The 9,928-nt window shown below is 39.4% G+C and carries 12 protein-coding genes; 2 read left to right on the top strand and 10 right to left on the bottom strand.

The features are described from left to right. The coding region (locus Q0212_RS10040; protein WP_297925022.1) for an exonuclease domain-containing protein at positions 1 to 255 on the top strand (255 nt) is incomplete at its 5' end. A 57-nt stretch (positions 256 to 312) separates the two neighbouring features. Here the strand turns inward: Q0212_RS10040 and Q0212_RS10045 are convergent. The 8 genes from Q0212_RS10045 to Q0212_RS10080 all read right to left on the bottom strand — a co-directional run bounded on the left by Q0212_RS10045 (position 313) and on the right by Q0212_RS10080 (position 6,833). Continuing rightward, entirely contained in the window at positions 313 to 1,098 is a 786-nt protein-coding gene (locus Q0212_RS10045; RefSeq protein ID WP_297925025.1) for an RNA methyltransferase, read from the bottom strand. Between the two features lie 54 nt (positions 1,099 to 1,152). Continuing rightward, entirely contained in the window at positions 1,153 to 2,220 is a 1,068-nt protein-coding gene (locus Q0212_RS10050; RefSeq protein WP_297925026.1) for a transposase, read from the bottom strand. 242 nt (positions 2,221 to 2,462) lie between these two features. After that, positions 2,463 to 2,762: a hypothetical protein gene (locus Q0212_RS10055; RefSeq protein WP_297925028.1), complete on the bottom strand. Its 300-nt coding sequence runs from the start codon at positions 2,760 to 2,762 to the stop codon at positions 2,463 to 2,465. A 182-nt stretch (positions 2,763 to 2,944) separates the two neighbouring features. Next, a complete protein-coding gene (locus Q0212_RS10060) occupies positions 2,945 to 3,859 on the bottom strand; it encodes an EamA family transporter (RefSeq protein ID WP_297925032.1) in 915 nt (304 codons plus the stop codon). 204 nt (positions 3,860 to 4,063) lie between these two features. Further along, positions 4,064 to 4,762 (bottom strand): YebC/PmpR family DNA-binding transcriptional regulator, encoded by a 699-nt coding sequence (locus Q0212_RS10065; protein ID WP_297925033.1) that lies wholly within the window; start codon positions 4,760 to 4,762, stop codon positions 4,064 to 4,066. 30 nt (positions 4,763 to 4,792) lie between these two features. Next, positions 4,793 to 5,590: an iron chelate uptake ABC transporter family permease subunit gene (locus tag Q0212_RS10070; RefSeq protein WP_297925035.1), complete on the bottom strand. Its 798-nt coding sequence runs from the start codon at positions 5,588 to 5,590 to the stop codon at positions 4,793 to 4,795. Positions 5,591 to 5,593: 3 nt separating this feature from the next. Beyond that, positions 5,594 to 6,361 carry a zinc ABC transporter ATP-binding protein ZnuC gene (znuC, locus tag Q0212_RS10075; RefSeq protein ID WP_297925037.1) on the bottom strand — a complete coding sequence of 256 codons (768 nt, stop codon included), beginning with the start codon at positions 6,359 to 6,361 and terminating at the stop codon, positions 5,594 to 5,596. After that, a complete protein-coding gene (locus Q0212_RS10080) occupies positions 6,354 to 6,833 on the bottom strand; it encodes a Fur family transcriptional regulator (RefSeq protein ID WP_297925040.1) in 480 nt (159 codons plus the stop codon). Before Q0212_RS10080 ends, znuC begins: the two co-directional genes overlap by 8 nt. Before the next feature lie 81 nt (positions 6,834 to 6,914). Between Q0212_RS10080 and Q0212_RS10085 the strand changes: the two genes are divergently transcribed. After that, on the top strand, positions 6,915 to 7,766 hold the full coding sequence (locus Q0212_RS10085; protein WP_297925042.1) for a zinc ABC transporter substrate-binding protein: 852 nt from the start codon (positions 6,915 to 6,917) through the stop codon (positions 7,764 to 7,766). On the opposite strand, the gene Q0212_RS10090 is transcribed toward Q0212_RS10085, so the two are convergent. Together Q0212_RS10090 and Q0212_RS10095 are read right to left on the bottom strand one after the other, a co-directional pair. Continuing rightward, entirely contained in the window at positions 7,759 to 8,850 is a 1,092-nt protein-coding gene (locus tag Q0212_RS10090) for a GGDEF domain-containing protein (RefSeq protein ID WP_297925044.1), read from the bottom strand. The two genes, Q0212_RS10085 and Q0212_RS10090, sit on opposite strands and share 8 nt — an antisense overlap. A 138-nt stretch (positions 8,851 to 8,988) precedes the next feature. Continuing rightward, positions 8,989 to 9,828, bottom strand: coding sequence for a S1-like domain-containing RNA-binding protein (locus Q0212_RS10095; RefSeq protein WP_297925047.1), 840 nt, complete (start codon positions 9,826 to 9,828; stop codon positions 8,989 to 8,991). Between the last annotated feature and the right edge of the window lie 100 nt (positions 9,829 to 9,928).

Consider the following 9,928-nt stretch of genomic DNA (forward strand, 5'->3'; position numbering starts at 1 on the left):
TTGCAGTTTTTAAAAGCGGCTGTTGAACGTACAGGGCTAAAAAATGCTAATCCGTTTCATCCATTTTCGGTGTTTGATACCGTCAGTTTGGCGGGTTTGGCTTATGGTCAAACCGTATTAGCCAAAGCGTGTATCAGTGCAGGGATTGATTTTCAAAACGAACAAGCACATTCAGCTTTATATGATGCCCAAAAAACAGCAGAATTATTTTGTTTAATTATTAATAAATGGCAAAGCTTGGGCGGCTTAGCCTAGGGTCTGTTGACGTTTATGAATCATGATAACTAGGGGCTGTTCAAAAGCCCCTAAATTTTAGGTGTTTCGCATTTGTTGCCTTCTTTGTTCAAACAAACATACCGCTACCGCTGCGGCAACATTTAACGACTCCACACCTGTTGACATGGGAATAATGACTTGTTGTTTAGCCAAGCGCATCACTTGCTCTGATAACCCTTGCCCTTCACTGCCAAATAGCCATGCTGTCGATTGATTTAAGTTTAAACTATACAATGATTTTGCTTGTGTTAAACCTGTTGCTAACAATTGTCCTTGATAAGCAGGAAGCACAGATAACAAGTCAATTTTTTCATAAATATTCAAACTAAAATGTGCACCCATTGCCGCACGCAATACACGAGGCGACCAAGCTTGCGCACAACCATCACTTAATAAGATATGTTGAATACCTGCCGCTGCGGCAGTACGCAAAATAGTGCCTAAATTTCCTGAATCTTGCACTGTTTCTAACACCACACAAGATTGTGTTGGCAAAACAAAAGCAGGATTGTGCCACGAAATAACCGCTAAAATACCCGTAGGATGATCTGTAGGGCTAATCGCATTAAATACGTTATCTGTTACCAAAATACAGGACATTTGATTTTCTAAACGATCAACTAAATTAGCAATTTCAACTGAGCGCAAACCATGTTCACTAACAAACACATTTTCTAAGACGACACCATGTGCCAGTGCCGCCTCGACTAAATGCACACCATCCAAGACTGTTTTAAATTGCTTACGACGTTCTGCTGGATTATTCGCTAACAAATTGATTTCTTTAATAAGTGGATTTTGGCGTGAGCTGATTGTTTTCATTAACTTTATTTCCTAAAATTGACATCCTCCCCGCCCTCAATACTTCGACTAAGCTCAGTAACCGAGGGCGAGGATTCCTTCTACAAGACGCTCATGTCCGAGCGCGAGAATGTTCTTGGCGGCGTTGATGTCGCGGTCATGCAGTGTACCGCACTGCACACAAGTCCATTCTCTTATTCCAAGTCCTGCTCTACCTTTCGGACTACTGTCGCGTGAGCCACAGCACGAGCAAGTTTGGGTGGTATAGCTTTCATTGACTTCTTCAAACCATACCCCTGCGTTCTCGCACTTGTACTTGAGTAAGGTTCTAAACAGCGTCCAGCCTGCATCTAATACCGACTTTGCCAGTTTAGTTTTGGCTAGACTTTTTGCATTAACATTGCCAACAAATATCGCTGCGTAGTTTTTAACTAATTTTGTACTTTCTTGGTGTAAGTGATTATTTCTAATCTGTTTAATTTTCGCATGAATGGCTTTAACGCGCTTTTTGTTTCTGGCACGTTGAGCTATGCCTAATTTTTGCTCATATTTTCTATAGGTATGTTGTGATTCTATTTTTTGACCATTGGACAAGGTGGCAAAGTCTTTTAAGCCTAAGTCAATACCCACAGATTCTGTGCCTTTTGATTGTACTTTAGCGGCATTATCAACCACTAAGCACACATACCAACGATTGCGGCTATCTTGTACAAACGCCCCTGTTTTGACGTTGTATTGATTTAATCCGTAACTATCCCACAGACTAAACCAGTGATTGCCGTATTTAACCTGTCCGTTTTGATATTTTATGGCTGTCTTTTTGAAAGGTATCCAGCCTAATGATTTTTTAGGTGATTTTGGATTAGAGACTCGCCAGTTGAGTTTGGCTTTTTTGAATTGTTTGCGTCTTAATACCAATTCTTCGGTAATGGCTTGAATCGTTTGGCTGTGTAGATGTAAGCCTGCTTTGCTTGCGCCTGCGGTATATTTGGCAATATCAAAAGCCGAAAAGAAGTTGCCTGTTCTTTGAAGATGTTTAAAACACAGGTCATTGACGTAATTCCACACAAAATTAACTGCTGAGGCGAGCTGATTTAGTACCTTGCTATGTTTATCTTTTATGCGTAATTTAAGTGTTTTCATGGTGTGATTTTAAGAGTCATTCATCGTTAAAACAAATACTTTCTCAAGACCTGATTCTGTACTTCGACTTCGCTCAGTAACCAAAAGGCGCGATGTTTTACCGCGAAGATGATAAACTTCCCTAAAACTCTCTTCTAACTGCCAACACCAGTCTAATTTTTGAAAATCAATAAAATGTAATTTGGTTTGTGTTGCTGTTTGTGTAAAATGAATTTGTATAGTCATTATTTAGCTAAGCAAAATTAATGACTAGGCCACATCACATGCTCTTGATAAAAGCTTCTTAAAAAAACATTACTTTGTTGATTATCGGCTAATAAATAATGGCCTAAACGTCGATCCCATCCTGCTAAAATTCGCAAGTTTTCACGGACAAAATGGGCATAAATTTGGTCATCTGTTTCTGTAGGCAACCATTGACCTTCACGATAAAAACCATACTTAAAGGTCAATAATACACTCAGCTTAAAACGCAACCACAACGAGTCCATACAAATAGCAATAAAACCATTGGCCAATACGAGTTGTTTAGTGGCTGACATAATTGTGTTATCCGTCTTTTTAAGGCTTACCCTTAACTATTAGCAAACAATTAAGGGTAAGTCTAGTCTAATTTTTTAGCCATATTATGACTTACGCGGTTATCGCTTATTTGTTCGCATTTCAATCGTTTTTATGGTTACTGAGCGTAGTCGAAGTAACAACTTTTAGCACACAAAACGCGCTAATTTCGGTGAAGTGCGTAAGTCCTGAATATCTGTTTAATGTCTTGCAAAAAGTAAGCACACATTCCCAACATAATCACCGCCATGCCTATTGCGGTAAATGTGCTAAAACGCTCGCCATTTAACCAAAAACCCCACACCAATGCTAAAACAGGAGTAATAAAGGTGGTTAACGAAACCGTCGCAGGGGCTAATTTTTTTATTAAATAAAAATAGCAAAACATCGCCACTAAGGTTGCCATGGTTGCACTATACAATAATGCCCATAAACTGATGGCACTAGGTAAATGTGTAGGTTTATCCTGCCAATAAAAAGGTAATACTAAAAACATTGCTATGGTTGATAACACTAATGAACCTGTCGTTTGGGCTAAAGGATGTAAATTAGCGTTTTCATGTTTCACCCAAAACACCGAAGCTACATAACAACTTACGCCCAATAAAATAAATACAATACCTAAAGCTTGGGTTTGGCCTTGATCGCCATGACTAAAAATAATCATCAAACCTAAAAAGGCAACGACCAACCCTAACCACTGCTCTATTCTTAACAACTGGCTTTTAAACACACCATGCGCCAATAAACCCACCATTAAGGGTGACAAACCAAATAATAAAGAAATCAAACTCGACGGCAAATAAGCCGCGCCCAAATAAGTAAAAATCATTGCACCAAATAAACTTAACATGCCTGCCACATAACTGCGTATTGCCGCTTTGTTTAATGGCAAATGCTCGCCTAATAATTTTAAACACAAGGCGGATAATGGCACTGCTAAGGTAAAACGACAGGCTAATGCCCAAATTGGATGCAAATCTTTTATGCTCAATACCACCGCTAAAGGCGTGGTTGACCAAATAAAAATTAATAATAAATAACGACTTATTATGGGTGTCGGTGGGGGTTCTTCCATTTGTCAGCTCCAAAAAAAAAGGCCGCTAACAGCGGCCTTTGGGTGGGGATTCTTTTACTTTATCTGTGATTTTTGCCGCCAAAATACAGACGAGTGACACCATACCGCAGCTCGCAGTACATTTTTCACTCGGACGGAAATCAATAATAAAGTGTTCATAGTGTCCCGATATTGGCTAACAATATTTTATTAGTCAAGTGAATTTTAGGCTAAACCAACATAAACATGCTGAACATCATCATCAGAATCCATTGCTTCTAAAAATGCTTCAACCTCTTCGCGTTCGGCATCACTTAAAGAAACAGGATTTTTGGCACGATAACCCAATTTAGCGGAGTTTACAGTAAAACCTTGATTGGGCAGTTCACGACAAACAAGGTCTAAATCAGCCATTGCCGTATAAAATAACACTTCGCCGTCTTCATCGACTTCAAAGTCATCTGCACCTGCTTCAATCGCAGCTAATTCGGCATCTGCATCCGCTTTGGCAGGAGAAGCTTCAATCATACCTAAATGATCGAAGTCCCAAGCGACTGAACCCGATGCACCCAACTGCCCTTTACGAAATAAAACACGCATACTCGAAATAGTGCGGTTTACATTATCGGTTAAACATTCAACAATAATTGGTACACGATGCGGGGCAAAACCTTCATAGGTAACTTTTTCAAAGTTAACACCACCATCCAACAAGCCTGCACCTTTTTTGATAGCGCGCTCTAGCGTATCACGTGGCATAGAGGCTTTTTTAGCTTGCTCTACCGCTAAACGTAAACGTGGATTCATGGCAGGATCAGCACCATTACGCGCCGCAACCATAATTTCTTTAGACAATTTACCAAAAATTTTACCTTTGGCATTTGCCGCGACTTCTTTGTGTTTGGCTTTCCACTGTGCGCCCATAATTGTTCTCTTTTAAAAATAATACCTAAATCAAGCTTTCAAGCGAGTCATCAACACTTTGACTTGAGCTAAAACAAATAACAACGCTGCGCTGACAACAATACTTGCCCCAACAGGCGTATCCCAATAAAAACTCGATAACAAGCCACCACTCACAGCCGTTACCCCTGTCATTGCCGCTAATAATACCATTTGTGTGGGCGTATTGACTAAGGGTCGTGCCACTAAACTAGGAATGACTAATAACGCGGTAATTAACAAACTACCGACAGCCTTCATCGCCACCGTCACTACCAAAGCCAGCAAAATGAGCAATAATAAACGTAATTTGGTGACAGGTAGGCCTTCAACAAAGGCTAAATCTTCATCAATAGTGGTCAATAATAAGTCACGCCAAAAATAAGCTAACCCCAACAACACTAAGCCCAAGCAACTGACGAACACAGGTAAATCGGTACTACTAATACTTAATAAATCACCAAATAAGTAACTTAACAAATCTACTCGCACTTCATCCATTTTACTAATGGCAATCAGACCTGCACTCAAAGTTGTCGTTGATACCGCCATTAACAAAGCATCTGATGGCAATTGACGTTTAGCCAACAAACTCGCCAAAATCAAGGCAATCATCACACAAACCGCTACCAATCCGCCCCAAACAGGAATATGCAGCCACAAGCTTAATGCCACACCTAATAAGGTGGCGTGCGACAAACTATCGCCAAAATATGCCAAACGTCGCCACACCAACAAACAACCTAATGGTGCAGCCACTAAGGCCAATAACGAACCTGCTAACCATGCAGGCCATAATAATTCCCACATGATTTATGACTCTTGTTTAACAGGTGAATGGTGCGGATGAACACAACCATGAGCATCATGTTGATGGTCGTGATGGTGACTATACACTGCTAAGCCTTTGCTACCTTGCAAACCAAACAAACGCAAATATTCAGGATGATTACTTACTGACTCTGGATGACCATGACAACAAATATGGCCATTTAAACAAATCACACTATCGGTTGCCGCCATCACCAAATGCAAATCATGCGAGACCATTAACACCCCACACTGATATTTTTCGGGTAATTGGGCAATTAAATTATACAACTCTTCTTGACCTGTTAAATCTACCCCTTGCATGGGCTCATCCAACACCAATAAATCGGGCTTTTGTAATAAGGCACGCACCAACAACACTCGTTGCCACTCACCACCCGATAAAGTATGAATCGATTGTTCTAATAAATGCTCTGCACCAACATCATTAAGGGCAATTAACAAATCGATCGGTGCGGGCTTGGTGCGACTAAGTTGCAAAAAATGTCGTACCGTTAATGGTAAAGACTTATCTAATTTCAGTGCTTGAGGCATATAACCAATTCGCAACTTTGGAACTAATAGCCGCTGCCCTGCACTAACCTTGAGTAAGCCCACCACGATTTTGACCAATGAAGACTTTCCCGAACCATTTGGGCCAATCAGCGTCACAATTTGTCCTCGTGGTAATACCAAATCAATATCACGCAAAATCGTGCGTTGTTCGGCGACTAATTGGACTTGTTTCAGCTCTACTAAAATTTCACTCATGGTGTTGACACTGCTTACACAGCCCCGTCACTTCTAAAATCGGCTGACGGATTAAAAAGCCATTGCTAGCAGCTTGTTGTTGTAATTCTTGTTGCAACAGGTCGCTATTTTGCAACTCTTCGGCATTACCACATTGTTGGCACAAAAAGAAACACGCCAAATGCTGTTCGGAGGGATGTACACAGCCTAAAAAAGCATTTAAAGAAGCAATCCGATGAATTAAGCCCTGCTCCAATAAAAACTCTAAAGCACGATACACCGTTGGTGGTGCAGGCTTATGTCCTTCATCAGTTAACTTATCAAGAATGGCATAAGCTCCTAAGGGTTTATGACTTGCCCACACCAGTTCCAACACACGTTTACGAATCGCTGTTAAACGCACACCGCGCTCAGCACATAAAACCTCGGCAGAATGTAAAGCATCGTTGACACAATGCTCGTGATGATGGGGATGAAAAGCGTGCTGACTCATAACGGTGTTGATAGAAAAAAAAGAAAATTAATGCAATAATATAACATTCCATGCTCAATTCCTAAAGCTGTATTCTCTGCTATGTCGATTAAACATTTTTTTGCTGCTAGTCTATTAGTCATTAGCAATGCTGCCTCTGCACAAATTGTCACCACTATCAAACCATTAACTTTAATAGCCCAAGAAGTGACTCAAGGCATTGAGCAACCCATGCAACTTTTACCTGTAGGTGCATCTGCACACCATTACGCTCTTAAACCATCGCAACGGGTGTTATTACAAAAAGCCAGTTTGATTGTTTGGGTAGGCAATAGTCATGAAACTTTTTTGCAAACAACGCTAAAACCTTTAAGCAATGTTTTAACTTTTGAACAGTTACCAAATCTCAAAAAATTGGCATGGCGTGATTTAAATACCCATCAAGCACAAGCCAATACTGTAGATGGTCATTTGTGGCTCAATCCTGATAATGCAATTTTATTAGCTTATGCCATTGCCCAAAAACGTGGCCAACAAAACCCTAAATATGCTCAGCAATATCAACAAAATGCCGATAAATTTGCCCAAAAAACACGCCAACAAGTACAACAGTTTCAACAAAAGTTTAAGTTATTAAATAAACGTGATTATGTCGCCTATCATGATGCTTATCAGTATTTAGAAGCCCCTTTAGGCTTGCACTATCGTGGCAGTATTAGCATTAGCCCCGAACAAAAGCCTAGTGCTAAGCATTTATTAAAATTAAAACAGGAAATTAAGCAGCAAGGTTGGCAATGCTTATTAACAGAGCCAGAGTTTGATAAAGGCTTAGCGGATAAAATTTTTGGGCAACATGGCAGGTATATCATGATTGATGAGACTTTTAGCTTAGCACAGAGTTATGAACAAGGTTTTGGGCAAATGGCACAAGCGATTTATGATTGTATTAAATAATCACCGTGCAATTACGCCCTTTAGCTTTAGCTTCATACAATGCTCCATCAGCACGTTTAATCGTGTCATAAATAGACTCTCCTTTTTCGTAAGAAGTAAAACCAACAGAAAAGCTAATTTTTAATTCAGGAATTTGTTGGCAAGGTTGAACACAGGCCAAATAAGCGCGTAATCGCTCTATGCCAATATTAGGATGACCATTATTGGTCTTTGGCATTAATAATAAAAACTCTTCTCCACCCCATCGACTCAAAATATCTATTTCTCTTAAAACTTTTCGAGCAGACTCGCCAAAAACAGATAACACTTGATCGCCAATAGCATGGCCATATTTATCATTAATCATTTTAAAATAATCGAGATCAATCATGGCAATTGCAAAACCTTCTGTTTGCCGAGTTTGATTGCGACTATGCTCGGCCAATACTTCGGTCATACGACGACGATTAATGAGCCCCGTCAACTCATCATAAGCTGCAACACGCTCTAATTGTGTACATGCTTGTTCAAGATCATTTTTTTGTATTTTTAAACGACGGCGCATGGCCGATAACTGCTCTGATAAGCGTGCAATCGTAGGTAAAATTGTTACCACAAGCAGCAAATAGACTATTTCTATTTGCCAAGGATAAACTTGAGAATCCGTTAGCATTTTATATAACATGGTTGATACCATTGCTAACACACCATAACTAGCAGATATCACCGAACGACGTGGCTCCATGACAAAAATGCCAAATACCATAACTAAGGCATAAAGCATTAATGTGCCTGCATGCGCCTGACCTGTATTGGCATAAGCGGCACAAATCCAAGTCATCGCTACTAAAATTTGTGGCAACGTTAAGGCTGGCTCTTTAAAGCGCAAATTAAAACCCGTTCTTAAAGCAAGATAAAAAGCCAAACAAGTACTAATCATGCCTAAAGATAATAAGCTTGTTGCTTGTATCGACATTTTGCCAATGTAAGACAAATATATCATCATGCCAATACTAATCAAAAATACTAAGCTGGCTAATAAAGAGCGTCTAATGCGTAAACGCTGTTTTTTATCCGTAGATAACAATAAATCTAATAAATTCATTTTGTTATTTTCTTTTTATAGTTCAGGACTTACCTATTTCACCTTCAGGCGCACATTTTGTGAACATAAAATCGTTAAAAATACGAGCCAATAAGCGATAATGGTGTAAGTCCTAAGTTGTAATGTATTGAATACACTCTAAATTTTACGATTCGCTAAGCGAATCCCTTGTTCTTCGATAATAATTTGACGTTGTTTAAATAAAGTACCAATCGCTTGTTTAAATACCTTTTTACTCACGCCAAAGGCAGCATAAATTTCATCAGGACTACTTTTGTCGCTCAACATCAAATAACCTTTTTGTTGCTTTAGGCGTTGCAAAATATCGTCAGTAATACCAGTCACCTTAGCAAACCCCAAAGGTTGCAACGAGAGGTCTAAACGTTTATCTTCGCGCAAACGCTTCACATATGCCTCTAATATTTGACCTTTATAGACTTGTTGGAACACTTCATTTGCATATAACGCCCCCCAATAACGATGATTGACAATCACACGAAAACCTAACTCTGTGGGACTCGCAATTAAAATGGAGACTTTATCGCCTTGTTTAAATTCTGTACATTCATTTTGCAAAAAGTTATTTAAATATGTCGTTGCATAAATACCTTTACGTTCTTCAAAACACAAACGTACCAAACAATAGCGATTTGGTTCTAGAACGTGCTGCTGTTCTTTACGCGATAAAAATAAAGGCGGTTCTATGCCCCAATCAAGCCATGCCCCTTCTGGTGTCACTGATAACACTTTCAAGGAGGCAAATTGTCCCACTTGAGCAACTGGCTGTTGGCTGCTAGCGGCTAAATAACCTTCGTCATCAATAAATATAAAAGCATCTATAGATTGGCCAACCTTAGTCCCTTGTGGAACATCTTGTTTAGCAATCGGAATATCACCATAACGTCCCCCTTCCAATAAATAATGCTGCTTGAGTTGCTCAACTACTTCTAAACGATTGACTTGGCCAATATTTACCATGTTGTTTCTCAATATTTAAAATTCTATAAACCAAAAACCTAATAAGCTTTTTATTCAATTAAAAACACATTAACAGTATGATTGTTAAACAATTTATAAT

Origin of the sequence: uncultured Agitococcus sp., assembly GCF_937920075.1 — a bacterium.
Classification (GTDB): Bacteria; Pseudomonadota; Gammaproteobacteria; order Pseudomonadales; family Moraxellaceae; genus Agitococcus.

Bases quoted from the DNA above. Each gene is read 5' to 3' on its own strand.
- Q0212_RS10090 (WP_297925044.1), bottom strand. From the start codon at position 8,850: ATGAATTTATTAGATTTATTGTTATCTACGGATAAAAAACAGCGTTTA.
- Q0212_RS10085 (WP_297925042.1), top strand. From the start codon at position 6,915: ATGTCGATTAAACATTTTTTTGCTGCTAGTCTATTAGTCATTAGCAAT.
- znuC (WP_297925037.1), bottom strand. From the start codon at position 6,361: ATGAGTGAAATTTTAGTAGAGCTGAAACAAGTCCAATTAGTCGCCGAA.
- Q0212_RS10050 (WP_297925026.1), bottom strand. From the start codon at position 2,220: ATGAAAACACTTAAATTACGCATAAAAGATAAACATAGCAAGGTACTA.
- Q0212_RS10095 (WP_297925047.1), bottom strand. From the start codon at position 9,828: ATGGTAAATATTGGCCAAGTCAATCGTTTAGAAGTAGTTGAGCAACTC.
- Q0212_RS10080 (WP_297925040.1), bottom strand. From the start codon at position 6,833: ATGAGTCAGCACGCTTTTCATCCCCATCATCACGAGCATTGTGTCAAC.
- Q0212_RS10060 (WP_297925032.1), bottom strand. From the start codon at position 3,859: ATGGAAGAACCCCCACCGACACCCATAATAAGTCGTTATTTATTATTA.
- Q0212_RS10055 (WP_297925028.1), bottom strand. From the start codon at position 2,762: ATGTCAGCCACTAAACAACTCGTATTGGCCAATGGTTTTATTGCTATT.
- Q0212_RS10070 (WP_297925035.1), bottom strand. From the start codon at position 5,590: ATGTGGGAATTATTATGGCCTGCATGGTTAGCAGGTTCGTTATTGGCC.
- Q0212_RS10045 (WP_297925025.1), bottom strand. From the start codon at position 1,098: ATGAAAACAATCAGCTCACGCCAAAATCCACTTATTAAAGAAATCAAT.
- Q0212_RS10065 (WP_297925033.1), bottom strand. From the start codon at position 4,762: ATGGGCGCACAGTGGAAAGCCAAACACAAAGAAGTCGCGGCAAATGCC.